The sequence below is a fragment of the Rubellimicrobium sp. CFH 75288 genome (genome assembly GCF_009904055.1).
Taxonomy (GTDB): Bacteria; Pseudomonadota; Alphaproteobacteria; order Rhodobacterales; family Rhodobacteraceae; genus Rubellimicrobium.
In genome coordinates, this window is the sequence record NZ_WYDP01000006.1 from 30,617 (window position 1) to 55,152 (window position 24,536).

Annotated in this window: 20 protein-coding genes; 15 read left to right on the forward strand and 5 right to left on the reverse strand. The window is 73.1% G+C overall.

The window, feature by feature from the left end; genetic code table 11:
- Positions 1–3: 3 nt before the first annotated feature.
- The 4 genes from GT358_RS07935 (at position 4) to GT358_RS07950 (ending at position 2,829) form a co-directional block, all read left to right on the forward strand.
- Positions 4–933: a tyrosine recombinase XerC gene (locus GT358_RS07935; RefSeq protein WP_166582074.1), complete on the forward strand. Its 930-nt coding sequence runs from the start codon at positions 4–6 to the stop codon at positions 931–933.
- An 84-nt stretch (positions 934–1,017) separates the two neighbouring features.
- On the forward strand, positions 1,018–1,230 hold the full coding sequence (locus GT358_RS07940) for a twin transmembrane helix small protein (RefSeq protein ID WP_166582075.1): 213 nt from the start codon (positions 1,018–1,020) through the stop codon (positions 1,228–1,230).
- Positions 1,231–1,255: 25 nt separating this feature from the next.
- Positions 1,256–1,810: a cob(I)yrinic acid a,c-diamide adenosyltransferase gene (locus tag GT358_RS07945; RefSeq protein WP_166582076.1), complete on the forward strand. Its 555-nt coding sequence runs from the start codon at positions 1,256–1,258 to the stop codon at positions 1,808–1,810.
- A gap of 11 nt (positions 1,811–1,821) precedes the next feature.
- Positions 1,822–2,829, forward strand: coding sequence for an aldehyde reductase (locus GT358_RS07950; RefSeq protein ID WP_166582077.1), 1,008 nt, complete (start codon positions 1,822–1,824; stop codon positions 2,827–2,829).
- Positions 2,830–2,833: 4 nt separating this feature from the next.
- Here GT358_RS07950 and GT358_RS07955 read toward each other — a convergent pair whose 3' ends face one another.
- Positions 2,834–4,054: an MFS transporter gene (locus GT358_RS07955; protein ID WP_166582078.1), complete on the reverse strand. Its 1,221-nt coding sequence runs from the start codon at positions 4,052–4,054 to the stop codon at positions 2,834–2,836.
- 118 nt (positions 4,055–4,172) lie between these two features.
- On the reverse strand, positions 4,173–4,898 hold the full coding sequence (gene recO, locus GT358_RS07960; RefSeq protein WP_166582106.1) for a DNA repair protein RecO: 726 nt from the start codon (positions 4,896–4,898) through the stop codon (positions 4,173–4,175).
- Between the two features lie 332 nt (positions 4,899–5,230).
- Between recO and GT358_RS07965 the strand changes: the two genes are divergently transcribed.
- A complete protein-coding gene (locus GT358_RS07965; RefSeq protein ID WP_166582079.1) occupies positions 5,231–6,508 on the forward strand; it encodes a hemolysin family protein in 1,278 nt (425 codons plus the stop codon).
- Between the two features lie 114 nt (positions 6,509–6,622).
- Complete coding sequence (locus GT358_RS07970; protein WP_166582080.1) at positions 6,623–7,537, forward strand: DMT family transporter; 915 nt, start codon at positions 6,623–6,625, stop codon at positions 7,535–7,537.
- A gap of 4 nt (positions 7,538–7,541) precedes the next feature.
- On the opposite strand, the gene GT358_RS07975 is transcribed toward GT358_RS07970, so the two are convergent.
- Positions 7,542–8,204, reverse strand: coding sequence for a DUF1285 domain-containing protein (locus GT358_RS07975; RefSeq protein ID WP_166582081.1), 663 nt, complete (start codon positions 8,202–8,204; stop codon positions 7,542–7,544).
- Between the two features lie 59 nt (positions 8,205–8,263).
- Between GT358_RS07975 and GT358_RS07980 the strand changes: the two genes are divergently transcribed.
- The 4 genes from GT358_RS07980 to GT358_RS07995 all read left to right on the forward strand — a co-directional run bounded on the left by GT358_RS07980 (position 8,264) and on the right by GT358_RS07995 (position 15,135).
- The gene (locus GT358_RS07980) at positions 8,264–9,268 is read left to right on the forward strand and encodes a MoxR family ATPase (protein WP_166582082.1); all 1,005 of its coding nucleotides are present in this window, start codon (positions 8,264–8,266) and stop codon (positions 9,266–9,268) included.
- Entirely contained in the window at positions 9,265–10,173 is a 909-nt protein-coding gene (locus GT358_RS07985) for a DUF58 domain-containing protein (RefSeq protein WP_166582083.1), read from the forward strand. Before GT358_RS07980 ends, GT358_RS07985 begins: the two co-directional genes overlap by 4 nt.
- Positions 10,170–12,968 carry a DUF4159 domain-containing protein gene (locus GT358_RS07990; RefSeq protein WP_166582084.1) on the forward strand — a complete coding sequence of 933 codons (2,799 nt, stop codon included), beginning with the start codon at positions 10,170–10,172 and terminating at the stop codon, positions 12,966–12,968. The genes GT358_RS07985 and GT358_RS07990 overlap by 4 nt, the downstream gene beginning before the upstream one ends.
- An 85-nt stretch (positions 12,969–13,053) precedes the next feature.
- Entirely contained in the window at positions 13,054–15,135 is a 2,082-nt protein-coding gene (locus tag GT358_RS07995; RefSeq protein ID WP_166582085.1) for a hypothetical protein, read from the forward strand.
- Between the two features lie 5 nt (positions 15,136–15,140).
- Here GT358_RS07995 and GT358_RS08000 read toward each other — a convergent pair whose 3' ends face one another.
- A complete protein-coding gene (locus GT358_RS08000) occupies positions 15,141–15,860 on the reverse strand; it encodes a DUF599 domain-containing protein (protein ID WP_166582086.1) in 720 nt (239 codons plus the stop codon).
- Between the two features lie 133 nt (positions 15,861–15,993).
- On the opposite strand from GT358_RS08000, the gene GT358_RS08005 reads away from it, so the two are divergent.
- The 5 genes from GT358_RS08005 to GT358_RS08025 all read left to right on the forward strand — a co-directional run bounded on the left by GT358_RS08005 (position 15,994) and on the right by GT358_RS08025 (position 21,517).
- Positions 15,994–17,427, forward strand: a complete 1,434-nt coding sequence (locus GT358_RS08005; protein ID WP_166582087.1) for an FAD-linked oxidase C-terminal domain-containing protein — start codon at positions 15,994–15,996, stop codon at positions 17,425–17,427.
- The gene (locus tag GT358_RS08010; protein ID WP_166582088.1) at positions 17,424–18,530 is read left to right on the forward strand and encodes an FAD-binding protein; all 1,107 of its coding nucleotides are present in this window, start codon (positions 17,424–17,426) and stop codon (positions 18,528–18,530) included. The genes GT358_RS08005 and GT358_RS08010 overlap by 4 nt, the downstream gene beginning before the upstream one ends.
- An 18-nt stretch (positions 18,531–18,548) precedes the next feature.
- Positions 18,549–19,901 (forward strand): glycolate oxidase subunit GlcF, encoded by a 1,353-nt coding sequence (glcF, locus tag GT358_RS08015; protein WP_166582089.1) that lies wholly within the window; start codon positions 18,549–18,551, stop codon positions 19,899–19,901.
- A gap of 33 nt (positions 19,902–19,934) precedes the next feature.
- Complete coding sequence (locus GT358_RS08020; protein WP_166582090.1) at positions 19,935–20,768, forward strand: serine protease; 834 nt, start codon at positions 19,935–19,937, stop codon at positions 20,766–20,768.
- A gap of 281 nt (positions 20,769–21,049) precedes the next feature.
- Complete coding sequence (locus GT358_RS08025) at positions 21,050–21,517, forward strand: Hsp20 family protein (RefSeq protein WP_166582091.1); 468 nt, start codon at positions 21,050–21,052, stop codon at positions 21,515–21,517.
- Positions 21,518–21,595: 78 nt separating this feature from the next.
- Here GT358_RS08025 and polA read toward each other — a convergent pair whose 3' ends face one another.
- The gene (gene polA, locus GT358_RS08030) at positions 21,596–24,403 is read right to left on the reverse strand and encodes a DNA polymerase I (protein WP_166582092.1); all 2,808 of its coding nucleotides are present in this window, start codon (positions 24,401–24,403) and stop codon (positions 21,596–21,598) included.
- Positions 24,404–24,536 lie beyond the last annotated feature (133 nt).

The window sequence follows — 24,536 nt, forward strand, 5'->3', positions numbered from 1 at the left end:
CCGATGACCGATCGGACCCTTCCCTCGGCCGCCCTGCAGGAGGCGCTGGCCGAGTGGCTGGCGCAGGGAGGGGCCCGGCGCGGCCTGTCGGTGCGGACCCGATCGGCCTATGCGGCGGATGTGAGCGCCTTTCTGGGCTTTCTGGCGGGTCATCGCGGCGGCGCAGGAGGGATCGCGCAGGTTGCGGCGCTCGAGATGTCGGACCTGCGCGCCTTCATGGCCGCCGAGCGGGCGCGGGGTCTGGGCGCCCGGTCGCTGTCGCGCCGGCTCTCGGCGGTTCGCGGCTTCTGCCGATGGCTGGGCGAACGCGAGGGGTTCGAGGCCACGGCAGCTTTGTCGGCGCGCGGACCCCGCCCGAAGCCGCGCCTGCCCCGGCCGCTCGACACCGAGGCTGCGCGCGGCACGATCGACGCGATGGCCGAGCAGGCCGCAGAGCCCTGGATCGCCGCGCGCGATGCGGCGGTCGCGACGCTGCTCTACGGTCTGGGATTGCGGATCGGCGAGGCCCTGAGCCTCACCGGACGCGAGGCGGATCTGCCCGAGACGCTGCGCATCACGGGCAAGGGCGGCAAGGAGCGGCTGGTTCCGGTCCTGCCGGCCGCGCGGGCAGCGGTGGCCCTCTATGCACGGCTCTGTCCCTTTCCGCTGGACCGGAACGCGCCGCTCTTCCGAGGCGCGCGCGGCGGTCCCCTGTCGGCGCGCATTGTCCAGCGCGCCATGGAGCGGGTTCGGGCGCGTCTCGGCCTGCCGGCGACGGCGACACCCCATGCGTTGCGTCACTCCTTCGCGACCCATCTGCTCGCCGCGGGGGGTGATCTCCGGGCGATCCAGGACCTTCTCGGGCATGCCTCGCTCTCGACCACCCAAGGCTACACGGCGGTGGATGCCGCCCGGCTGGTCGAGGTTCACGCCCGCGCCCATCCGCGCGCCTGAGGCGCGACAGCGGCTGCGGCGGCAAGGACCCCTTTCCTTTTCGGGTCGGTCCGCTACACCGTGGCCGACATGCAAGGAGCCGTCATGGACTTCCGGGACCCCTTCTTTCTGCTGCTGGTCTTCGCGGTGCTGGTCGTGGCCGCCATCCTGCTGGTCGGGATCGGCTCGTTCGGACGGGGTGGCGAGTTCAACCGGCGCCATGCGAACCGCCTGATGCGCTGGCGCATCTACGCCCAGGGGGTCGCTGTGGCGCTGATCGTGCTCTATGTCTGGCTGAGAAGCCGGGGTGCCACCTGACCTCCCCGGCAGGGGAGCTTCGCGCATGGTCGTTCTGAGCCGCATCTACACCCGCACCGGCGACGGGGGCGAGACCTCGCTGGGCGACGGCACGCGCGTGGCCAAGCACGCGCTGCGAGTGGAGTGTTACGGCACCGTGGACGAGGCCAATGCCTGCCTCGGCCTCGCGCGCCTGCACGCCCGAGGAGAGGTGGCCGAGGAGCTGGGGCGCATCCAGAACGACCTGTTCGACCTCGGCGCGGACCTGTGCCGTCCCGGCACCGGGGGCGAGGCGCTGCGGGTGAGCGAGGCGCAGGTGGAGCGGCTCGAGCGCGCCATCGACGCGGCCACCGCGCGGCTGGAACCCCTGCGCAGCTTCGTGCTGCCGGGGGGCGGCGCGGCGGCGGCGCATCTGCACCTCGCGCGGACCGTGGTGCGACGGGCCGAGCGTCTGGCCGCCGCGCTGGCGGAGCGCGAGCCGGTGGGGGGTCCTGCGCTGCGGTATCTCAACCGCTTGTCCGACTGGCTCTTCGTCGCAGCGCGGCTCGAGAACGACGAGGGGCGCGCCGACGTGCTCTGGGTTCCAGGCGCCCATCGCTGAGGGAGGCTGCCATGGAGGGCTCGACCGGTTCCCCGATCGTCGTGACAGGGGCGAGCGGGTTCATCGCGCTGCACGTGATCCGCGAGCTTCTGGAGGCTGGCCACGCCGTGCGCGGCACGCTGCGCGACCCCGCGCGCGAGGGGAGGGTGCGCGCCGCGCTGGGGCCGCTGGGGGCCGAGGGGCGTTTGGACTTCGTCCAGGCCGACCTGCTGCGCGACGAGGGCTGGGCCGAGGCGATGCGGGGCGCGCGGGCGCTGATCCACGTCGCCTCGCCCTTTCCGCTCGCGCCGCCGCGCGACCCCGACCGGGTGATCCGCCCGGCCGTGGAGGGGACGCGCCGCGCGCTGGAGGCGGCCTTCGCGGCCGGGGTGGAGCGGGTCGTCCTGACCTCCTCCGTCGTGGCGATGGGGACGCCCGGCACCCCCGGCCCCTTCGGTCCCGAGAGCTGGACGGACCCGGATTCGCCCGCAGCCTCTCCCTACGACCGCTCCAAGACGCTGGCCGAGCGGGAGGCATGGGCGATCGCGGAGCGTGCAGGACGGCGAGGGGATCTCGTGTCGATCAATCCCGGCTTCGTGCTGGGCCCGCTCCTCGGGGACGATCCGGGCAGTTCGCTCGGCGTGGTTCAGAGGCTGCTGGCGGCGCGCGATCCGGCCCTGCCGCGCATCCGCTTCGACACGGTGGACGTGCGCGACGTGGCGGCACTGCACCGGCGCGCGCTGACCGAGGCGGGGGGCGAGCGTGTGCCGGCGGTGGCGGGATCGCTCGGCTTTGCCGAGATGGCGGCCGTGCTGCGCGAGGCGACGGGCCGCCGCATCGCCCGGCGCGAGGCGCCCGACTGGGCCGTGCGCCTCCTCGGGCGGATCATGCCGGACCTGCGGACGGTCGCGCCCCGGCTGGGCTGGTCGCAGGACCTGTCGCCCGAGCGGGCCCGGCGCCTTCTGGGGCGCGACCTGATCCCCCCGCGCGAGGCGCTGCTCGCCTCGGCCGAGAGCCTGATCGCCCGCGGACTGGCCTGAGCGCTCAGGCCGGAGCGGAGCGCCGCTCGCCCAGCCGGGGATGGACGGTTGCGGCCAGCGCCCAGGCTCCGGCCATGGCGAGGCCGGCCGCCGCGAACGTCGCCGCGACGGGCAGCGCCAGAAGGACGAGCCCGCCGATGGCCGGCGTGACGATGCCCGACACGTCACGGAAGCTGGCATAGACGGCGGCCATCTCCGTCCGCTCGCCCGGACGCACGGCCATCAGGAAGGGCAGCGAGCCGCAGACATCGAGCATCACCAGCGCCCCCGACGCCAGCACCAGGCAAAGAAGCGTGGCCCACGGCCAGGGCGAAAGCACGAAGGCGCCCAGGAACAGCGCAGCGCAGAGGCCGAAGGCACCCCGCACCGCCCCCCGGACGGTCAGGCGTCGCATGAGGCGCAGCAGCAGGGGTGTGGCAAAGAGAAGCAGGCTCGAGAGCGACACGGCCGCACCTCCGAGGCGCTCGTCCAGTCCGGCCTCGCGGCAGAAGAGGGGCAAATAGACGATGTAGATCCACCAGCCCGCCGACCGGATGGTGGCAAAGGTCCATCCCGCCACCAGCCGCGGCTGTCGCAGGAAGCGGCGGAGATAGTCGGGCGCGAAACCGGCCGGCTGGGCACGTCCCCTCCCCTCGCCGGGATCGAGCCGGAGGAATGCCGCCACAAGAAGGGCCGCGAATGCTCCGGCCAGAAGGAACGGCGCCGGCTGCCACCAGTCCAGCAGCATCACCCCCGTGACGGGGCCCAGCGTCCAGGCCGCGGCCGAGTAGAGCAGCCGCTGGGATTCGGCGCGGCCAAGCGCCTCGCGCGGGACGCCGTCGAGCACGTAGGCCGAGAGGCAGACCCAGAGCGCCGCCGTGGCGCAGGCGTTGACGAGCAATGCGGCCACGGCGGTCATGGGGTGACCCGCGACCAGAAGGACCATACCCAGCAGGTAGGCCCCGGCCGCACCGAGCGTGACTCGGCGCCGCCCGATCCGGGCGGCCAGTGCCGGCGTCAGGAACCCCGCCGTCAGCGACAGGATTCCGACACCCAGATAGATCGCCGATACGGCCGTTCCCGTCTCCCACAGCCGCAGCATCAGAAGGGGCACCGCCGAAAGGAGCGTGCCGCGGACGGCGGATTCAAGACCGAAGAGAAGCGCGAAGTCTCTTGTGCCGGGTGCGGAACGCACGGTGCCGCGGGCGGTCAAGCCCGGAAGCGGCAGGGTCGGAAGGGAGGCCATCGGAGCACCGGAACGACACGGAACCGGCCCCTGCTCTGCGCCCCGCAAGGCGAGGCGTCTGCCCCCCGCGCGACATGGGCAGGGCGGTTTCGGTGCGCGGCGGCGGACTCGGCGGGGATCAGCCTTCGCGGGCGAGAAGGTCCAGCAAGCGCGAGCGGGCGGGCGGCAGGCTCCGTCCTTCGGGCACGAGGCGGGCGGCAACGAAATGGCCGGTGACGGCAAGCGCCGCAAGAAGGTCCGCGGTGTCGGCCTCGCCTTCGCCGCGCAGGACCGGAGGCAGCGGCAGAAGCCGCGCTGCCCAGGGCACTGCGGCCTCGCGCGAGACGGCGCGGCCCGTCCGGGGCGAAACAAAGCCGAGGTCATCCGATCGCCCCGTCACCGCGCAGGTCCCCAGGTCGAGGCCAAAGCCCAGCTCGTCGAGCAAGGCCTGTTCCCACCGCAGATAGGCGAGCGGCCAGAGCGTCCGCTCGGCCGAGGCGAGCAGGTCGAGCAGCGCGTCGGTCCGCGCATAGAGCCCGGGATGCGGCGCACGATCCGGCAGGACAGTCGCCAGAAGGGCGGTGACCGCGGACAGCGCCGCGAGGGCCAGGGGATCGCCCAGAAGCGACGCGGCGCGGTTGCGGACCGGCTCGGCGGCAAAGCGGCCGAGCTGTTCGTCGAGGCGGGCGCGCCAGACAAGCTGGACCAGCGTCCCCGGTTGGAGGAAGGGCCGCATCCGCCGCGAGATGCCGCCCGGAACGAGACCGGCATGGCGGCCCCGCTCGGCGGTGAAGGCATCCAGGACGACGGCCGTCTCTCCGTGCGGCCGCACGTCCAGAACGATGCCTTCGTCGCACCACTCGATCATGAATGCAAAGGTGATCGGGGCGGGCCGCACGACAAGTCCGGCCGGTCAAGCGCTCGGCCCGGCCGTGGAGCCCGACGGAACGGACGGCGCGAGGCGCAGCGGCCGCGGGCATTCCGGTCCCGATCGGGCCCCATGCGGAAGCACCGGACCGAGATGCGGAAAACGGGATTGGCAGCAGGATCGCAACATCCGGGCCGCCTGCTCGCGAGGCGGCTCCGCGGCTTGCCCTCGGCGCGGCTCGGCCCTATTCTGGCCGCTGCCCGGCACGGCGCCGGGCGCCACCTGTCGAGGCCGACCCTGTCTCCCTCCCCATCGCCGGACGGCACGCCGTGCTGACGGAGATCGTCATCGTCTTGGCGCTGATCCTGCTCAACGGCACCCTGGCCATGTCGGAGCTTGCGGTGGTCTCCTCGCGCACGGCCCGGCTCAAGTCCCTGGCCGAAGCCGGGCAGCGGGGGGCCGCGACGGCACTGGACCTGGCGGCCGATCCGGGACGCTTCCTGTCCACCGTCCAGATCGGCATCACGCTTGTGGGCATCCTGTCGGGGGCGTTCTCGGGGGCGACGCTGGGGGCGCGTCTGGCCGCCTGGCTCTCGCTGCAGGGGCTCGAGCCGGCGCTGGCGGGCACGCTGGGGGTGGGGGGCGTGGTCGTCACCATCACCTTCCTGTCGCTGATCCTGGGCGAGCTCGTGCCCAAGCGCATCGCCCTGCGCGACCCCGAGCGGGTGGCCAGCGTGGTGGCCCCCGTCATGCACGGGTTGTCGCGCGTGGCTGCACCGGTCGTGTGGGTGCTGGACCGCACGGGGCGGGGCGTGCTGCGCCTGATGGGCCTGCGCAGCGAGGAGCGATCCGGCGTGACGGAGGAGGAGGTTCGCGTCATCCTGTCGGAGGCCCAGTCGGAGGGCGTCATCGAGAAGGGCGAGCGCGAGATGCTGTCGGGCGTCATGCGTCTGGCGGACCGGACCGCGCGCGGCCTGATGACGCCGCGGCGCGATGTGGTCCTTCTCAACGTGGATGCACCCGAGGCCGAGACGCTGGAGGCGATCCGCCGCTCGGGCCGGCCACGCCTGCCGGTGCAGGACCCTGCCACCGGCGAAGTGCTGGGCGTGCTCTACGTCACCGATGCTTTCGCGGCACTCAGCCGGGGCGAGCCGCTCGACCTGCGCGCGTTGATGCGCGAGGTGCCGGTGATCTTCGAGTCGGCCAACGCGCTCGACGTGATTGCCATCCTGCGGCAGGCGCAGAACCACATGGGTCTCGTCTATGACGAATACGGCTCGTTCGAGGGGATCGTCACCACGGGCGACATCCTGGAGGCGATCACCGGCGCCTTCCGCGAGGCGGCCGCCGAGGAGCCCGCCATCCACGAACGCGAGGACGGAAGCCTCCTCGTCTCGGGCTGGATGCCCGCCGACGAGTTCTGCGAGCGGCTGGGCCTGCCGCGCGAGATCGCGGGCGATTACGAGACGGTGGCGGGTCTGGTCCTGAACCAGCTCCACCGCCTGCCCCAGCTTGGCGACCGGGTGGAGGCGGAAGGCTGGCGGTTCGAGGTGGTGGACCTCGACGGGCGGCGCATCGACAAGGTGCTGGTGGCGCGCGCGGCCTGAGCGCGCGGACCGCGCGCTGCGGGGGCGTGGGCGGACCTCTCCCTGTCGCCCCCGAACGCGCGGGCGGGAGCAGATCGCCGCAGCATCGGCACGCAGGGGTCGGCGGAGGACGCGATGGTGACCGGGGCGCAACTGCGACCGGGCAGGCAGGCCGGCGATGCGGTTCTGTCGGGCAACCTTCTTGCGGTGGGCTCCATGCTGGTCTGGGCAGTGGGGTTTCCGGCCGTGGAGGCGCTGCTCGACCGGTGGGACCCGCTTGCGCTCGTGGCCGGACGCTTCGTGATGGCGCTGCTGCTGCTCGGGCCCCTTCTGCTCCTGCTCGAGGGCGTGCCGCGCGCGATGCCCTGGGGGCGGGCGGCGCTGTTCGGTGCGGTCGGGCTAGCGGGGGGATCGGTCCTGCTCATCCTCGCGCAGCGGGCGACAGATCCCGTGACGGTCGCCGTCATCGCCTCGATCGCGCCGGTCGCGGCCGCCCTCGTGGAATGGGCCGAGGAGCGTCGGCGCCTGTCGGGCTTCTTCCTGCTCGGGCTCGGTGCAAGCGTGACAGGGGGGGTGGTTGCAGCGGCAGGATCGCCTGCGACCGGAGGCGACCTGATCCTGGGCGGTCTGCTGGCTGCGGGCTCTTGCCTTGTGTTCTCCTGGGGCAGCTACCACACGGTTCGCTCGCTGCCGGGGCAATCGGCGCTGGCGCAAGGCGTGGCGACCATGCTGGGGGGATTGCTTGCAGCCGTGATGGCCTGGGGGTTCGCGGCAGCGGGCGGCTGGGCCACCCCGTGGCCGGCGGGCGGAATGGAGGGTCGCGACCTTGCGCTGCTTGCCATCTACGGGCTGGGCGGGCTGGCGGCCTCGCAGCTTCTGTTCATCCTGGCAATCCGGCGGATCGGAGTGGCCCTGGCGAGCCTGCACATCAATGGTGCGCCCTTCTACGTGATGCTGGTGATGCTGGCCCTGGGCGGGACGTGGTCCTGGCCGCAGGCCGCCGGGGCTGCCATCGTGGCGTTGGGTGTGGCGGTCGCGCAGCGACGCTGAACGCCTACTCGTCGGGCGCAGAACCGTCCGGCGGCAGCTGGTCGGCAGGGCAGAGCGGAAAGAACGCATCGGCCGTGCGGACGCCGAACCATTCGGTGCCCTCGTGGACCTCGATCGTCCCCATCTCGACCAGACGGTAGAACGTCTTTCGGTCGATGCGCGCCTCGAGGCCACGGCGGACGTGCAGGTAGGGGCGCGGCTGACCGGTCAGGGGGTCTTGCTCGACACGGATGCCATGCTCGGGTCCCGCCTCGACCACATCGCCCACATTGGTGACGAAGCGCAGCCGCCCATCCGGGCCCATCTCCGCGTCGGTGGCAATGAAGGGCGCGTCCTCCACCGTGATCGAGACCTTCTCGACGGGCGTGACGAGGACATATTCCTCCGGGTCGCGGCGCAGGATGGAAGCGAAGAGTCGGACCATCGCCGGCCGGCCGATAGGTGTACCCGCATAGAACCACGTCCCGTCGCGCGCGATCCTGAGACCGATGTCGCCACAATGGGGCGGATTCCACAGATGAACCGGCGGCGGACCGCGACGCCCCGCCGCAGCCGCAGCCGCCGCCAGACCTTCCGCCCGCGACGCGGGCGGCGCCGATCCCGGCTGCGGCTCGGGCGGGCGGATGGCCGCCTCGCGCGGGGTTTCACCATCGTTTGTCTTCCCCATGACGCGCCCCCCCTCTACACCCTATTCCCTGAAGCTAGGGGCCCTGGGGAGACTTGACCATGACGGATGGGGACCTCGTGGCCCGCATCGAGGCGCTGGAAGCACGGCTCGCCGAGGCGCGGGGCGAGATCGCACGGCGCTTCATCGGGCAGGAACGCGTGGTGGACCTGTCGCTGGCGGCGCTCCTCTGCGGGGGGCACGCGCTCCTTGTCGGCCTGCCGGGCTTGGGCAAGACGCGGCTGGTGGGGACGCTGGGGACCGTGATGGGTCTCGAGACCGGACGCGTGCAGTTCACGCCGGACCTGATGCCCGCCGATATCCTGGGCTCGGAGGTGCTGGAGACGGGGGCGGACGGCAGCCGCGCCTTCCGCTTCATTCCGGGGCCGATCTTCTGCCAGCTGCTGATGGCCGACGAGATCAACCGCGCCTCCCCCCGCACCCAGTCCGCCCTGCTTCAGGCCATGCAGGAGCGCGAGGTGACGGTGGCGGGCCGGCACATGCCGCTGGGTCGCCCCTTCCACGTGCTGGCGACCCAGAACCCGATCGAGCAGGAGGGCACCTATCCCCTGCCCGAGGCGCAGCTCGACCGCTTCCTGGTCCAGATCGACGTCCCCTATCCGACCCGCGCGACCGAGCGCGACATCCTGCTCGCCACGACCGGGGCCGAGGAGGAGGAGGCGCGCCCCGTCCTGACCGCCGGAGAGCTGCTCGAGGCGCAACACCTCCTGCGGCGGATGCCGGTGGGCGAGGGCGTGGTGGAGATGATCCTGGACCTCGTGCGAGCCTGCCGCCCCGGCGGGCCAGAGGCCGCCGCCGAGGTCAACGCGCAGGTCGCCTGGGGTCCGGGGCCGCGCGCGGCGCAGGCGCTGATGCTCGCCGTGCGGGCCGAGGCGCTGATCGGCGGCCGCCTCGCTCCCTCGCCCGAGGACGTGCGCCGCCTGGCCGAGCCGGTGCTCAAGCATCGGATGGCGCTGACCTTTGCCGCGCGCGCCGAGGGCGCCTCGCTCGAGGGACTGATCGCGCGCGCGGCCGAAAGGGCCACGCGGGTCGAGGCGGCCGCGTGAGGACGCAGGCGTCTGGCCGAGGGGTTGATCCGGCCGCGCCGGCGCGGCTGCGCGCGGGGGCCGAGGCGCTGGCCGCGCCCTTTCCGGCCCTTCTGGCCGAGGCCGGGAGACTCGCCGCGACGGTAAGCCTGGGCGAGCATGGACGCCGGCGGCCCGGTCACGGGGCGGATTTCTGGCAGTACCGGCCCGCTCAGCCTGGCGACGACGCGCGTGCGATCGACTGGCGCCGCTCAGCGCGCGGAGACGAGTCGTTCGTGCAGGACAAGGAATGGCAGGTGGCCCAGACCGTCACCGTCTGGGCCGACCGCGCGCGCTCGATGGACTTCGCCTCCTCGCCCCGGCTGCCGACCAAGGCCGCGCGCGCGCGCCTGCTGGCGCTGGCCGCGGCGGTCCTGCTCGTGCGCGGGGGCGAGCGGGTCGGTCTGCCGGCCGAAGGGCTGCCCGCCCGGCGGGGACCCGGAGCGCTCGAGCGGCTGGCCCTGCGGCTGACGACGGACAACCCGGACGATTACGCGGCGCCCCACGCGCATGACCTGCCCCCGCGCTCCCGCGCGCTGTTCGTGTCGGACTTCCTGGGCGATCCCGAGCCGCTCGAACGCGCCGTCTCCGAGGCCGCCGCGCGTGGCGTGGGGGGCGCGCTGCTGCAGGTGCTCGACCCGCAGGAGGAGGCGTTTCCCTTCGGCGGCCGCACGATTTTCGAAAGCATCGGGGGGAGCCTCCGCCACGAGACCCTGAAGGCCGCCGAGCTGCGGCCGCGCTATCTCGACCGGCTGCATGCGCGCAAGGAGCGCCTGCGCGCCTTGGGGCGGCAGACGGGCTGGAGCGTGGGGCTGCACCACACGGACACCCCGGCTTCGGGCGCGCTCCTGTGGATCTGGGGCGCGATTGGGGGGCGTCGGACATGACGGTGCTGGGCCCCCTGGGCTTCACGGCGCCCTGGCTGCTGCTGGGGCTCCTGGCGCTGCCGATCCTGTGGCTGCTGCTGCGCGCGGTGCCGCCCGCGCCGGTCCGGCGGCGCTTTCCCGGCGTGGCGCTGCTCCTGGGCCTCGAGGATCGCGACCGGCAGGCGGACCGCACGCCCTGGTGGCTGCTGCTGCTGCGCCTCGCGGCGGTGGCGGCGGCCATCCTGGCCTTTGCCGGCCCCGTGCTCAACCCGCGGGCCGAGGGCCGCGGGACGGGACCGCTTCTGGTCGTCCTCGACGGCAGCTGGGCGGATGCGCGCGACTGGGAGGCGCGGACCGACCGCGCGCGCGCCCTTCTGGAGGAGGCCGGCCGCGACGGACGCCCTGCCGCCCTCCTGCAGGTGACAGAGGCCCCGGAAGGCGCCGTGACCTTCCGCGAGGCGGCCGATGCCGCGCGCCGCCTGCCCGCTCTGGCCCCTCGGCCCTGGCTGCCCGACGAGGAGGCCCATGCCGCTTGGGCCGCCGCCCTGCCGGAGGAGCGCTTCGACACGATCTGGCTGTCGGACGGCCTTGCGCATGAAGGTCGCGACGAACTGCTCGGTGCGTTGCAGGCGCGCGGTGCCGTGACGGTGGTGCAGGAGCCGCGCGCGGTCTTCGCGCTCCTGCCGCCCGTGTGGGAGGACGGCGCGATCCGCCTGCTCGCCCGGCGCACGCCCACGGGACCCGCGGCCGAGGTGAGCGTGACCGCCATGGGCCTCGACCCCGCGGGGGTGGAGCGCGTGCTGGCCACCCTGCCGCTGTCCTTTGCGCCCGGCGCGGCCGAGGCGGAGGGTCTGCTCGCGCTGCCGGCCGAGCTGCGCAACCGCATCTCGCGATTCGAGATCGCAGGGATGCGCGCGGCCGGGGCAGTGGCGCTGACCGATGACGGCTTGCGCCGGCGGGAGGTGGGCCTGGTCGCGCCCCCCGCGCGCGAGGCGGTGGAACTTCTGTCGCCCCTCCACTACCTGCGCGAGGCGCTGGCGCCGCACGCGGACCTGGTGGAGGGGGCGCTGGGCGACGTAATCGCGGCCAACCCGGATGTCATCGTGCTGGCCGACGTGGCCGCCATGGCCGAGGGCGAGGCCGAGGCGCTGCGCCTGTGGACCGAGGCGGGGGGCACGCTCCTGCGCTTTGCCGGCCCCCGGCTGGCCGCCTCGGACCTGGCGCGGACGCAGGAGGACCCGCTCCTGCCGGTGCGGCTGCGCGCGGGCGGACGGGCCGTGGGGGGCGCGATGTCCTGGGGAGAGCCCAAGGGCCTGGCCCCGTTCCCGGAGGGCAGCCCCTTCTTCGGCCTGCCCGTGCCCGCGGACGTGGCGGTGACGGCGCAGGTCGTGGCCCAGCCTGACCCCCTTCTGGCGGGGCGGGTCGCGGCGCAACTGGCCGACGGAACCCCCCTCGTGACACGCAAGGACCTGGGCGAGGGGCAGGTGGTGCTGTTCCACGTCACCGCCAACGCGGAATGGTCCAACCTGCCGCTCTCGGGCCTGTTCGTGGCGATGCTGGAGCGGCTGGCCGTCTCCACCCGCACGGCGCCGCCGGACGCGGCGGAACTGGCCGGAACCGTCTGGGTCCCCGAGGCCGCGATCGACGCCTGGGGTCGCGTGGCGCCGGTGGACACGGAGGCCGGCGTGCCCGGCGAGCGGATCGCAGAGGGCCGCGTGGGCCCCGACCTGCCCCCCGGCCTCTATGCGGGCGAGGATCGGCGGCTGGCGGTCAACGCGGCGGGTGCGGACCTGCGGCTTGCGCCAGCCGCCTGGCCTGCTTCCGTGGCGCTCGAGGGACTGGATGTCGCGCGCGAGATCCCTCTCAAGGGGGCGCTGCTGGCCCTTGCCCTGGGGCTTCTGGCGCTCGATGCCCTGGCGTCGCTGGCGCTGGGCGGGCGCCTGACGGGTCCCCGAGCGGCCGCCGCGGCGCTGCTCCTTGCCGCGTTCCTGCCTGCCACCCCGCCGCCCGCCGTCGCACAGGATGCAGCGCCTGCTGCGGACCCGGCAGCCGACGCCTTCGCACTCGCGGCGACGACCGAGGTGGTGCTCGCCCATGTCCTGACGGGTGATGCGGAGGTGGATCGCATCGCGGCGGCTGGACTGCGCGGCCTGTCGCGTACCCTCTGGGCGCGCACGGCCGTCGAACCGGCGGAGCCCATGGGCGTGGACATCGAGCGCGACGAGATCGCCTTCTTCCCTCTCCTCTACTGGCCCGTCACGCCGGACAGCCCGATCCCCTCCCGCGCGGCCTACGAGAAGCTCAACCGCTTTCTCGCCACGGGCGGCATGATCCTGTTCGACACGCGCGACGCCGACATCGCCGGGATCGGCGGGCCGTCCTCGGCCACACCGGAAGGGCGGCGTCTGCAGGCGATCGCGCGCGGCCTCGACATCCCGCCGCTCGAGCCGGTCCCGGCGGACCATGTCCTGACCCGGACGTTCTACCTCATTGCCGAGATGCCGGGGCGCTGGAACTCGCCCGAAGTCTGGGTCGAGGCGGCCCCGCCTGATGCCGAGCGCGAGGAGGGGATGCCCTTTCGCGCCCTCAACGACGGGGTGACGCCCGTGGTGATCGGCGGCAACGACTGGGCGGGGGCCTGGGCGCTCGACGAATGGGGCACACCGCTTCTGCCGGTGGGTCGCGGCCTGGCCGGCGAGCGGCAGCGCGAATGGGCCTTCCGCTTCGGGGTCAACCTCGTGATGCACGTGCTCACCGGCAACTACAAGTCCGACCAGGTTCACGTTCCCGCCCTGCTGGAGCGGCTGGGCCAGTGAGGGTGCGCGCGCTCCTCCGTCCGGTCCCGCAGATCCGCCGGGAAAGGGGTGACAGCCGCCTGCTCCGCCGCCGAAAGGCCCGCCCGTGACCGCTGACCGCATCCTTTTCGATCCGCTGCTGCCCGTGCCCGCCGTCGCGGCGCTGCTGGGGCTTGCGCTTCTCGCCGCGGGGCTCGCGCTCTGGCGGGGGCTGCCCGGCTGGTGGCTGCGCGGCCTTGCGGCGTCGGCGCTGGGATTGGCGCTGCTCAATCCGTCCTGGCAGCGCGAGGAACGCGAGCCTCTGGGCGACATCGTGCTGGCCGTGGTGGACGAGACCGCCTCCCAGCGGCTGGGCGATCGGCCGGCGCAGACCGAGGCAGCCCTGGCGCGCCTGGCCGCTGAGGTGGAGGCGCGGCCGGGAACCGAACTGCGGGTCGCGCGGCTGGGCGACGGCGAGGGGGATGCGGGCACGCTGCTCATGCGCGCCTTGTCCGAGGCTCTGGCCCAGGAACCGCCCGGCCGGGTGGCGGCGGTGGTCCTTGTCACCGACGGGCGGGTGCACGACCTGGCCGCCGCGCCCTCGCGCCTGCCTGCTCCGCTCCACGTGCTGCTCACGGGGCGCGAGGAAGACTGGGACCGGCGCGTGGTGATCCGCAACGCTCCGGCCTTCGCGATCCTGGGCGAGGAGATCAGCCTGACGGTCCGGGTCGAGGATCTGGGCGCCGCCCCGGGCGCCGAAACGGCACCGCTGTCCATCGCGGTGGACGGGGGCGAGCCCATGGTCTTCGAGGTGCCCGTGGGCCGTGACATGGAGCTGCCGCTGGTGCTGCCGCACGGGGGCATGAACGTGCTGCGCTTCGAGACGCCAGAGGTCGAGGGGGAACTGACGCCCCGCAACAACGCCGCCGTTGTCGCCATCAACGGCGTGCGCGACCGGCTGCGCGTCCTTCTCGTTTCGGGCGAGCCCCATCCGGGCGAGCGGACCTGGCGCAACCTGCTCAAGTCCGATGCCTCGGTGGACCTCGTGCATTTCACCATCCTGCGGCCGCCCGAGAAGCAGGACGGCGTCCCGGTCGAGGAGCTGTCGCTGATCGCCTTTCCCACCCACGAGCTGTTCGTGGAGCGGCTCGAGGACTTCGATCTCGTGATCTTCGACCGGTACCGGCGGCGGGGCATCCTGCCCAACGAATACCTCCAGAACGTCGCCGATTATGTGGCGCGCGGCGGGGCCGTGCTGGTGTCGGCGGGACCGGAATACGGGGGCGCCGAATCGGTCTACCGCTCGCCGCTGGGTGCGGTCCTGCCCGGCATGCCCACGGCCCGCGTCCTGGAGGAGCCTTTCCTGCCCCGGCTGTCCCCCCTGGGTGAGCGCCATCCGGTCACGGAGGGCCTTCCGGCCTTTGCCCCCAGACCGATGGCCGAGGACGGCACCCCCGGCTGGGGCCGCTGGTTCCGCCTCGTCGAGGTCGAGCCGGCACCCGAAGCACAGGTTGTCATGGAAGGGCCCGAGGGCCGGGCGCTTCTGCTCCTGTCGCGGGTCGGCGAGGGGCGCGCGGCGCTGATCGCGTCGGATCATCCCTGGCTGTGGGACCGGGGTTTCGAAGGGGGTGGGCCACAGCTCGAGATGCTGCGCCGCTTGGCCCACTGGCTCATGAAGGAGCCCGAACTGGAGGAAGAGGCGCTGGGCGCCACGGCGGAAGGAGGGCGGCTGCGCATCAGCCGCCGCACCCTCTCGCCGGACGGTCCCGGCCCCGTCACCGTGACCGCACCGGACGGCACGGAAACGGTTGTCGAGCTGGAGCAGACCGCACCCGGCCTGTGGGAGACCCTGACGGACGGCGCAGGCGACGGCCTCTACCGGCTCCAGGAGGGCGAACGGATGGCCGTGGCCGCCCTGGGGCCTGCCGCCCCCCGCGAGTTCGAGGACACGATCGCCGATGCCGAGGCGCTCCGTCCGCTGGCGGAAACGACGCGCGGGGGCATCGCCCGCATCGAGGACGGCCTGCCCGCCCTGCGCGAGGTGCGCGAGGGCCGCCCCGCCGCCGGACGCGGCTGGATCGGCCTGATCCCGCGCGACGCCCATGCTGTCACCAACATGCGTACCGCGGCGCTCCTGCCGGCCTGGGCTTGGCTGCTCCTGTCGGCGCTTCTGGTCGTGGGGGCCTGGCTGCGCGAGGGGCGACGCTGAGCCGCTCAGTCCGGGTCCCGTCGGGCCAGCACGTCCCGCGGGACCGAGGCGAATTCGCGGCGGGCCAGAAAGAGCGTCACGAGCCCTGCCCCGAGCGCGAGAGCAAGCGGCCCGCCCACCCAAGCCAGCGAGGCGAGCGCGAAATAGAGCGAGCGCAGCCCCCGGCTGAAGTTGAGCGCAGCGCGGTTCATCAGCTCGGCCGCGCGCGCGGCACGGGGAAGGGCGGCGGGGTCGCCCGCATCCTCCGGCACGGCCGCCATCATGACCGAGGCATGCCCGAACACCCGGTTGGCCCAGGCGAACTTCAGAAAGGCATGGGTGAGCAGCAACGCCGCCGGCACCAGCCGGATCTGCCACAGGATCGGCGGCACCTCCTCGCGCGCGATCTCCTCGGCCAATCCCGCGAGCGGCGCGACGTTGCCGATCAGTGCGAGCACGCCCCCCACGGCCAGAAGCGCGGTGGAGGCGAAAAAGGCCGTGCCCTGCCGCAGCGAGGCCACGATCTGGGCGTCGAAGATGCGGTTGCTGCGGCGCAGGAACTCGCGCAGCCAGGCGCGGCGCACCTCGGCCATCAGGACCGTCACGGACGGATGTCCGACCGGCGGATGCTCTGCCAGCCGTCCAAGCCCGAGCCAGAGCAGACCCAAGAGGGCCAGCGCGGCTGCATCCCCCGGTCGCAGGGTCGCAACGAGGGCGGGCGGCAGGAAGTCCGGCAGCGGCGGCATGGCGCCGCGACCCTAATGCGCGTCCCGGGCGCGCGAAAGGTGGGGCAAGCAGGCCCGCGCGACCCGCAGTCGCGCTTGCGCCCGGGTGCCTTCGGCCCGTAACCTGCCGTTCCGGCCCCCGGAGGACGCCGCCATGCAGATGCCCCCGCCAGATCCCGCCATTCTCGGACGCCGGGCCGAGATCGTCGCGCGGCTGCGTGCTGCGCTGCCCGGCGTGCCCGTCATCGACGACCCGGCCGAGACGCGCGCCTACGAATGCGACGCGCTAACCGCCTATGCCTGCCCGCCGCTCTGCGTCGTCCTGCCCGGCAGCACGGCCGAGGTCGCGGCCGCGCTGCGCATCTGCCATGGTGAATGCGTCCCCGTCGTGCCCCGCGGTGCGGGCACCTCGCTGGCCGGGGGGTCGCTGCCCACGGCCGATTCGGTCGTCATCGGCCTTGCGCGGATGACGCGGACGCTCGAGATCTCGGCCGAGGACCGCTTCATCCGCGTCGAGGCGGGGCGCACCAACCTCAGCGTCACCCAGGAGGTCGAGCCGCTGGGCCTGTTCTACGCGCCGGACCCCTCCTCGCAGCTCGCCTGCGCAATCGGGGGCAACATCGCCATGAATTCGGGCGGGGCGCATTGCCTCAAGTACGGGGTGACGACCAACAACCTGCTCGGCGTGACGATGGTGCTGATGGACGGCACCGTGGTCGAGATCGGCCACCCCTCGGGCGAGGCGCTGGGCCTCGACCTGCTCGCCGCCGTGTGCGGGGCCGAGGGTCAGCTCGGCATCGTGACCGAAGCCACCTTGCGCCTCGTGCCCAGGCCCGAGGGGGCCCGGCCCGTGCTCATCGCCTTTGACCGCAGCGAGACGGCCGGCGACTGCGTGTCCGCCATCATCCGGGCGGGCCTCGTGCCCGTGGCCATCGAGTTCATGGACCGCCCCTGCATCGAGGCGTGCGAAGCCTTCGCGCGCGCGGACTATCCGCTCTGCGAGGCGCTGCTGATCGTGGAGGCCGAGGGCTCGGAGGCCGAGATCGCCGACCAGCTCGCGCGCATCCGCGCCGTGGCCGAGACGTTCCAGCCCCTCGAGATCCGCGAAGCCAGGGATGCCGCCGAGGCCGCGCGCATCTGGCTGGGGCGCAAGTCGGCCTTCGGGGCGATGGGGCAGATCGGCGACTACATCTGCCTCGACGGGACGATCCCCGTCTCGGAACTGGGGCCGGTCCTGGCCCGCATCGCCGAGCTGGCCGAGGGCTACGGGCTGCGCGTGGCCAATGTGTTCCATGCGGGCGACGGCAACATGCACCCGCTGATCCTGTTCGACGCCAACTCGGCCGACGGCCTGTCGCGCGCCGAGGCGCTGGGGGCCGACATCCTGCGCCTCTGCGTCGAGCGCGGGGGCTGCCTGACGGGCGAGCACGGCGTGGGCGTGGAAAAGCGCGACCTGATGGATGCGCAGTTCACGCGCGACGATCTCGAGGCGCAGATGCGCGTCAAGGACGCCTTCGACCCGCGCTGGCTGCTCAACCCGGCCAAGGTGTTCCCGCTCGAGGTCAGCGCCGGGCGGAGGGCCGCGTGACCACCCCCGAGCCGCGCGACGAGGCCGACCTGTCCGAGGCGATCCGCTCCGCGCGGGGCCCCCTCTGCATCGGCGGCGGCTTCACCCGCGGCTTCGCCAACGGGGGCGCACGCCTGTCCCTGGCGCGCCTGTCGGGCATCGCCCTGCACGAGCCGGGCGCGCTCACGCTGGTGGCCCGCGCGGGCACCCCGATGGCCGAGGTGGAGCGGACCCTCGCCGAAGCCGGCCAGCGGCTGCCCTTCGAGCCGCTGGACCTGCGTGCGCTGCTCGGCACCTCCGGAGAGCCGACGCTGGGCGGCGCGATCGCCACGGGCGCGTCGGGACCCCGCCGGGTGCTGGTGGGGGGCGCGCGCGATTTCGTCCTCGGCGCGCGCTTCGTGGACGGGACGGGCATGGTCGTGCGCTCGGGCGGGCGAGTGATGAAGAACGTCACCGGCCTCGACCTGGCCCGCCTCCTGGCGGGCAGCCACGGCACGCTGGGCGTGCTGACGGAGATCGCGCTCAAGGTCCTGCCCGCGCCCGAGACGGCGCGCACCCTACGCCTGTCAGGCCTCGACACCGCGGCCGCCTGCGCGGCCCTGGCCGCGGCCCTCAGCGCGCCCCTCGAGGTGTCGGGCGCCGCCTTCGACGCCGAGGGGGGGATTGCGCGGCTGCGGCTCGAGGGCTTTGCCGCCTCGGTCGAGGAGCGGGCGGCGCGCCTGGCCGAGCGGCTGCGCCCTTGGGGCGCGGCCGAGGAGGACCCGGACACCGACTGGGCCGCGATCCGCGACGTGCGCGACTTCGCCGGCCGGCCGGGCGACGTGTGGCGCCTGTCGCTGCGCCCGTCCGAGGCGCCGGCGATCCTCGCGCGGGCGGGGGGGGCGCAGCGGCTCGACTGGGGGGGCGCGCGGGCCTGGCTGCTCCTGCCCGAGGGGACGGACCTGCGCGGCTGGCTGGGGGCGGCGGGCGCGCGCGCGGTGCTGGTGCGCGCCGCGCCCGACACCCTGCACGCCCTGGGCCGCTTTCCACCCGAGGCGCCGGCCGTCGCGCACCTCTCGGCCGCGCTGCGCGAGCGGTTCGATCCGCGCGGCCTCCTCAACCCGGGCCTGATGGCCGCCGCCTGACTGTCCCAGGGACATCCCATGCAGACCCGCTTCACCCCCGAGCAGCTTCGCGACCCGGCCACGGCCGAGTCGAACCGCATCCTGCGCGCCTGCGTCCATTGCGGCTTCTGCACGGCGACCTGCCCCACCTATCAGGTCCTTGGCGACGAGCTCGACAGCCCTCGCGGCCGCATCTACCTCATCAAGGAGATGCTGGAATCGGGGCGCGACCCGGACCCGGCGACCGTCAGGCACATCGACCGCTGCCTGTCCTGCCTTGCCTGCATGACGACCTGCCCTTCGGGCGTGCATTACCGCCACCTCGTCGATCACGCCCGCAGCTACATCGAGGCGCGCTACCGCCGCCCCTGGCGGGACCGGGCGCTGCGGCGGCTGCTTGCCTGGCTTCTGCCCCATCCGGGGCGCTTCCGCCTCGCGCTGTGGCTCGCGCAGGTGGGGCGACCCTTCGCGCGGCTCATGCCGGACGAGCGGCTGCGCGCGATGCTGGCGCTGGCGCCCCGCCGCCTGCCGCCCTCCGGCGCGGCCGAGCGGCCGGGGACGCACCGCCCCCACGGCCCCGCGCGGATGCGGGTGGGCCTGCTGACGGGCTGCGCCCAGCGTGCCCTCGATCCCTCGATCAACGAGGCCGCGATTCGCCTGCTGACGCGTCTGGGCGCCGAGGTGGTGATCCCCCCGCAAGGCTGCTGCGGCGCCCTGACCCACCACATGGGCCGCGAGGCCGAGGCGCAGGCCACCGCCGCGCGCACGGTCCGCGCCTTTGCCGCCGAGCACGCGCGCGCCACCCTCGACGCGATCGTGGTGACGGCCTCGGGCTGCGGCACCACTGTCAAGGACTGGGGCCACCTCCTCGCCCGGACCCCGGACGAGGAGGCGGCGCAGGCCATGGGCGCGCTCGGGCGCGACGTGACCGAGGTGCTCGCCGCGCTCTCCCCGCCCGAGCAGGGCCCGATGGGGGTGCGGGTGGCCTATCACCCCGCCTGCTCTCTCCAGCACGGCCAGCGCGTGCGCGAGGAGCCCAAGATGCTGCTGCGCCGCGCGGGCTTCGAGGTGGCCGAGCCGCGCGACGCCCATCTGTGCTGCGGGTCGGCCGGGACCTACAACCTCCTCCAGCCCGCCATCGCGGGCGAGCTCGGCCGGCGCAAGGCGGCAGCGCTCGAGTCGCTGGGCGCGGACGTGATCGCGGCGGGCAATCTCGGCTGCCTGGTCCAGATCGGAACGCGCACGGCGCTGCCCGTGGTCCACACCGTTCAACTCCTGGATTGGGCCTATGGCGGCCCGGCGCCGGGCCGCATCGGACGCGCTCGCAGCGGTCCCGATCCTGCCGTCGCCCCGCCGCTCCCCCGCCCTATCGCTGCCGCGGGGGAGAGCTAGACCGGAGACAGGTCGGCCAGGGGGGGACAGCGGATGCGGCGTGCGGCGGTCATTGGATGCGTTCTGGCCGCCTGGCTCGCCGGGTGCGGTGCAGCGGGAGCCGGACCGCTCCACGCCCTCTCGACCGGGGCCGAAGCCACCGCCTGGTCGGGGGTCGGGCGGCTCGATATCGACGGCAAGGGGTTCTGCACCGGCGCGCTGATCGCGCCGGATCGGGTCCTGACGGCCGCCCATTGCCTGTTTGATCGCGCGACCGGCGCACCGGTCGAGCCGGGGCGCATCCGCTTTCTGGCGGGTTTCCGGCACGGTCGCTCGGCCGCCGAGCGGGCCGTGCGCCGGGCGGTGGTGCATCCCGCCTACCGCTACAACCCGCTGGCGGGGGCTGCCGAGAGCCGGTTCGATCTCGCCCTGCTCGAACTCGACAGACCGATCCCGCCCGGTGACGTGCGCCCTTTCGAAACGGCCGAGACCTTGCGCCCTGGCGATCCGGTCAGCGTCATCTCCTATGCGGCGGGGCGGGCGGACGCTCCCGCCCTGGAGGATCGCTGCGCCGTCCTCGGCGAGGAGGCAGGGGTGCTGGTGATGACCTGCGACGTGGATTTCGGGGCTTCCGGTTCGCCCGTCTTCCAGATCGAGGGCGACGTGGCACGAATCGTCTCGGTCGTCTCGGCCAAGGGAGAACTGGGGCCCCGACAGGTCTCGCTCGGCACGACGGTTGGGGGCCCGCTTGCGGAGCTGCAGGCGACGCTCGTGAACCAGGAACCGGCCTTGGCCGGGAGGGTTGGAGCCCTGCCCGGCATCCGGCACATCAGCGCAGGCGAGCGGACGGATACCGGAGCCCGCTGGGTCAGCGCGCCCCGGCATTGAGCGAGTGGCTTGACGCGCGCAAAGGGCATCCTCCCGATTCGACAATGGTCGGAACCGCGTGGCGGGCCTGTCCGGTATCGGCAGCCAACCCGCTCCGCCCGCAACGCGCCGGGTCCGGCCGGCGTCCGGCCGCGGCCAGTCCCCGCAGAGCCCGCGAGGGCTTGAAAGAGCCGCCGTCCCTTCCCATGTCCCCCGCGCCGGGGCGCCAGCCGGGCTCCGGCATCCCAGGGGCCGGTCCTGCCGGGACGGTCCGATCCGTTGTCGCTCTTGTGAGGATGACCATGCGAACCTTCGATCTTGCACCCCTTTATCGGGCCACCGTCGGCTTTGATGGCCTGGCCGACCTCATCGATCGCGTGCTGGCCAGCGATCCTGGCAATACCAACTACCCGCCCTACAACATCGAGAAGACCGGCGAGCTCTCCTGGCGCATCTCCATCGCCGTGGCCGGGTTCTCTGCCGATGATCTGGCCGTGGAGGTGCGGGAGAACGCGCTTGTCGTGACCGCGCGCAAGTCCGAGGATGAGAGCGAGCGTCGCTTCCTGCATCGCGGGATCGCCACCCGGGCTTTCGAGCGCCGCTTCCACCTCGCCGACCATGTGCGTGTGACCGGAGCGAGCCATGCCGACGGCATGCTGCACATCGACCTTGTCAAGGAAGTGCCCGAGGCGCTCAAGCCCCGCCGGATCGAGATCGTCCGCCAGGCGCCGCAGGATGCCAATCTGGTGGAGGCCAAGGCCATCAACTGAGGGGATGGCAGGCCGGGCGGCCTTTGCCCGGCCCTCCGCTTGCCCGGGCGCGGCTTCGCGGTCGCGCCCTTCGCGTTTCTAGTGCGCCTCGGCCCAGTTCCGTCCGATCCCCGCCTCGACCACCAGGGGCACGGACAGGCGCAAGACCGGTTCGGGTGCACGCTCCATGACGACCCTTGCGCGGGCGATCACCTCGTCCTCGGCTCCCTCGTCGACTTCGAACAGCAGCTCGTCGTGGACCTGCAACAGCATCCGCGCAGGCAGGCCGACGAGCGCCGCCTCCATGCGGATCATCGCGCGGCGAATGATGTCGGCCGCGGTGCCCTGAATCGGCGCGTTGATCGCGGCGCGCCGGGCAAAGGCGCCGCCGGGCCCCTTTGTTGCGATGCCGGGCGTGTGGATCACGCGACCGAACAGGGTTCGCACGCAGCCCTCCTCGCGCGCGCGGCGAACCACGTCATCCATGTAGGTCTTGATACCCGGGAACTTCTCGAAATAGCGCTCGATGAAGCGCGTGGCCTCCTCCTTGGGGATGCGCAGGTTCCGCGCGAGGCCGAAGCCCGAGATGCCGTAGATGATCCCGAAATTGATCGCCTTGGCGCGGCGGCGCAGCTCGGGCGTCATTTCGGCCAAAGGCACGCCGAACATCTCGGATGCCGTGATGGCATGGATGTCCTGCCCCTCGCGGAAGGCGGCTTTCAGCTCGGGCAGGTCGGCCATGTGCGCCAGCAGCCGCAACTCGATCTGGCTGTAGTCGAGCGAGACGAGCACGCGCCCCTTGGGAGCGACGAAGGCCTCGCGGATGCGGCGTCCCTCCTCCGTGCGCACGGGGATGTTCTGGAGGTTCGGGTCCGAGGAGGCGAGGCGCCCCGTATTCGCCCCCGCAATGGAATAGGAGGTGTGGACCCGCCCCGTTTCGGGGTTGATCGCGTCCTGGAGCTTGTCGGTATAGGTGCTCTTGAGCTTGGACACCTGACGCCAGTCGAGGACCTTGCCCGGCAGCGGGTGCTCGGTCGCGAGGTCCTCGAGCACCTTGACGTCGGTGACGTAGATGCCCGAGGCGCTGCGCTGCGCGCCGGGCAGCTTCATCTCGTCAAAGAGCAGCTCGCCCAGCTGCTTGGTCGAGCCGACGTTGAAGGGCCGCCCCGCCATTTCCTGGATCTCGGCCTCCAGCCGCGCGAGCGTCTGGGCAAAGGCCGCCGACATGCGCGACAGCGTCTCGCGGTCCACCAGCACCCCCGCCATCTCCATCCGCGCGAGCACGGGGACCAGCGGCCGCTCGAGCGTCTCGTAGACGGTCGCGACGCGCGCGGCCGGCAGGCGGGGACGCAGCACCCGCCACAGGCGCAGCGTGATCTCCGCATCCTCGGCAGCATAGGCGGTGGCGCGGTCGATGGGGACGCGGTCGAACGTGACCTGCGCCTTGCCCGTGCCGATCACCTCCTTGATGGGAATGGGGATGTGGCCCAGCAGACGCTCGGACAGCTCGTCCATGCCGTGCCCGTGCAGGCCGCCATGGAGCGCATAGCTCATCAGCATCGTGTCGTCGAAGGGGCGCACGCGGATGCCGTGGCGGGCCAGGATCTTCCAGTCGTACTTGATGTTCTGGCCGATCTTGAGGATGCCCTCGTCCTCCAGCACCTCACGCAGCAGCACCAGCGCCTCCTCCATCGGCACCTGCCCCTCGGCCAGCGCGTCCGAGCCGAACAGGTCGCCCGAGGCGGCCGCGCGGTGCGCCAGCGGCAGGTAGCACGCCACCCCCGGCGCCGTGCAGAGCGACACCCCGACAAGCTCCGCGCGCATCTCGTCCAGACCCGTCGTCTCCGTGTCCACGGCGACGCGGCCCGCCTCGCGGATGCGGTCGATCCAGGCGCGCAGCGCCTCGGTCGTGCGAACAGTCTCGTAGAGGGCGCGGTCGATCGGCGGATCGACGGGCGCTTCGGGTGCGGGCGCCTCTCCGGTGGCGGGTGGCGGGTCGTCGGCGATGGCCGGCGCCGCGCGGCCCAGCCGCTCGGCCACCTTGCGCGACAGGGTGCGGAACTCCATCCGGGCGAGGAAGTCCAGCAGCGCGTCGGGGTCGGGCTCGCGCAGCTCGAGGCTCTCGAGCGTCACCTCCAGCGGCATGTCGCAGCGCAGCCGGACCAGGTCGCGCGACAGGCGGATGCGGTCGGCATGCTCGATCAGCGTCTCGCGCCGCTTCTTCTGGGGAATGGTGTGGGCCTGCGCCAGGAGCGTGTCGAGGTCGCCGAACTCCGCGATCAGCTGCGCCGCCGTCTTGAGGCCGATGCCCGGCGCGCCCGGCACGTTGTCCACCGAATCGCCCGCGAGCGCCTGCACGTCCACCACGCGCTCGGGGTCCACGCCGAACTTCTCGCGCACGCCGTCGCGGTCGATGCGCCTGTTCTTCATGGGGTCGAGCATCTCGATCCCCCCGCCCACGAGCTGCATCAGGTCCTTGTCCGAGGACACGATCGTCACCCGTCCCCCCGCCTTGCGCGCGCGGCACGACAGCGTGGCGATGATGTCGTCGGCCTCGAACCCCTCGATCTCGTGGCAGGCCAGACCGAAGGCGCGTGTGGCCTCGCGCGTGAGCGGGAATTGCGGGGCGAGATCCTCGGGCGGGGGCGGACGATGGGCCTTGTAGTCGGGATAAAGGTCGTTGCGGAACGAATGCGACGAATGGTCGAAGATCACCGCCGCATGGGTCGCCGCGTCCGCGCCCGTGTTGTTCTCGATGTAGCGCAGGAGCATGTTGCAGAACCCCGCCACCGCGCCCACCGGCAGCCCGTCGGACTTGCGCGTGAGGGGGGGCAGCGCGTGATAGGCCCGGAAGATGAAGGCCGAGCCGTCGATCAGGTGCAGGTGGTGGCCCTTGCCGAAGGTCATGCGGCGCTCCTTTCGCGGGGGCGGTGACGCTTCGTGGCAGAGGACGGGCGCGGGGCCAAGGCCCCTCTCAGGTGCGCGCCCGCTCGAAGGCGGCCCAGGCCTCCTCCAGCCGGGCCATGTCGAAGCCCGGCGT

What these genes read in the sequence shown, in the direction of transcription:
- GT358_RS07935 (WP_166582074.1), top strand. Translation starts at nt 4, where the DNA reads ATGACCGATCGGACCCTTCCCTCGGCCGCCCTGCAGGAGGCGCTGGCC.
- GT358_RS07940 (WP_166582075.1), top strand. Translation starts at nt 1,018, where the DNA reads ATGGACTTCCGGGACCCCTTCTTTCTGCTGCTGGTCTTCGCGGTGCTG.
- GT358_RS07945 (WP_166582076.1), top strand. Translation starts at nt 1,256, where the DNA reads ATGGTCGTTCTGAGCCGCATCTACACCCGCACCGGCGACGGGGGCGAG.
- GT358_RS07950 (WP_166582077.1), top strand. Translation starts at nt 1,822, where the DNA reads ATGGAGGGCTCGACCGGTTCCCCGATCGTCGTGACAGGGGCGAGCGGG.
- GT358_RS07955 (WP_166582078.1), bottom strand. Translation starts at nt 4,054, where the DNA reads ATGGCCTCCCTTCCGACCCTGCCGCTTCCGGGCTTGACCGCCCGCGGC.
- GT358_RS07970 (WP_166582080.1), top strand. Translation starts at nt 6,623, where the DNA reads ATGGTGACCGGGGCGCAACTGCGACCGGGCAGGCAGGCCGGCGATGCG.
- GT358_RS07975 (WP_166582081.1), bottom strand. Translation starts at nt 8,204, where the DNA reads ATGGGGAAGACAAACGATGGTGAAACCCCGCGCGAGGCGGCCATCCGC.
- GT358_RS07980 (WP_166582082.1), top strand. Translation starts at nt 8,264, where the DNA reads ATGACGGATGGGGACCTCGTGGCCCGCATCGAGGCGCTGGAAGCACGG.
- GT358_RS07990 (WP_166582084.1), top strand. Translation starts at nt 10,170, where the DNA reads ATGACGGTGCTGGGCCCCCTGGGCTTCACGGCGCCCTGGCTGCTGCTG.
- GT358_RS08000 (WP_166582086.1), bottom strand. Translation starts at nt 15,860, where the DNA reads ATGCCGCCGCTGCCGGACTTCCTGCCGCCCGCCCTCGTTGCGACCCTG.
- GT358_RS08005 (WP_166582087.1), top strand. Translation starts at nt 15,994, where the DNA reads ATGCAGATGCCCCCGCCAGATCCCGCCATTCTCGGACGCCGGGCCGAG.
- glcF (WP_166582089.1), top strand. Translation starts at nt 18,549, where the DNA reads ATGCAGACCCGCTTCACCCCCGAGCAGCTTCGCGACCCGGCCACGGCC.
- GT358_RS08020 (WP_166582090.1), top strand. Translation starts at nt 19,935, where the DNA reads ATGCGGCGTGCGGCGGTCATTGGATGCGTTCTGGCCGCCTGGCTCGCC.
- GT358_RS08025 (WP_166582091.1), top strand. Translation starts at nt 21,050, where the DNA reads ATGCGAACCTTCGATCTTGCACCCCTTTATCGGGCCACCGTCGGCTTT.
- polA (WP_166582092.1), bottom strand. Translation starts at nt 24,403, where the DNA reads ATGACCTTCGGCAAGGGCCACCACCTGCACCTGATCGACGGCTCGGCC.